At 63.8% G+C, this 643-nt stretch carries 1 protein-coding gene; it reads left to right on the top strand.

The features are described from left to right. Positions 1 to 589, top strand: a 589-nt coding sequence (locus DYI24_RS27450) for a type 2 periplasmic-binding domain-containing protein (protein ID WP_205523725.1), incomplete at its 5' end; no start/stop codon positions are given. Positions 590 to 643 lie beyond the last annotated feature (54 nt).

The raw sequence follows: 643 nt of genomic DNA on the forward strand, positions 1-643 counted from the left end.
CGTGCAGCTTAATCCCAGTCTCACGCTGCCCAACCTGCCGATTTCGCTGCTGTATCATGCAGGCGGCTCGGGCGGCACCTATGCGATCTCCCGCTATCTGTCGAAGAACAGCGCAGCATGGCGCGACAAGATGGGGATCGGCATGACGCTGAGCTGGCCGGTCGGCGCCGGCGTCAAAGGCAGCTACGGCTCGGCCTCGACGGTGCCGATGACGCCCGGCGGGATCGGCTATGCGGAGCTGTCCTACGTTACCGCCAACAATCTTGCGACCGTGCAATTGCAGAATAAGGCGGGGCGGTTCGTGCTGCCGAACGGAAGCAGTTTCGCGGCCGCTGCCGAGAGTGGCGATTGGTCGGTGCCAAACTATGCGGTCGACCTCACCGACATGCCCGGCGAGCAGGCCTGGCCGATCGTCACCGCGACCTTTGCGCTGGTGCCGCGAAGCCCAGCCAAACGGACGACGTCGGCCGCCGTGCTGGACTTCTTCCGATGGGCCTTTGCGCACGGCGACGGCATCGCGCGGTCGCTGCAGTTCGTCCCTCTGCCGGGCAAGGTCAAAGCCGACATCGTCAAGCATCTGATGAATTGAACAGACCGAGATGAGCAACAAAAAAGCGCGGCCCGCAGGCCGCGCTTTTGATGA

This window comes from Rhodopseudomonas sp. BR0C11, assembly GCF_010820945.1.
Taxonomy (GTDB): domain Bacteria; phylum Pseudomonadota; class Alphaproteobacteria; order Rhizobiales; family Xanthobacteraceae; genus Rhodopseudomonas; species Rhodopseudomonas palustris_H.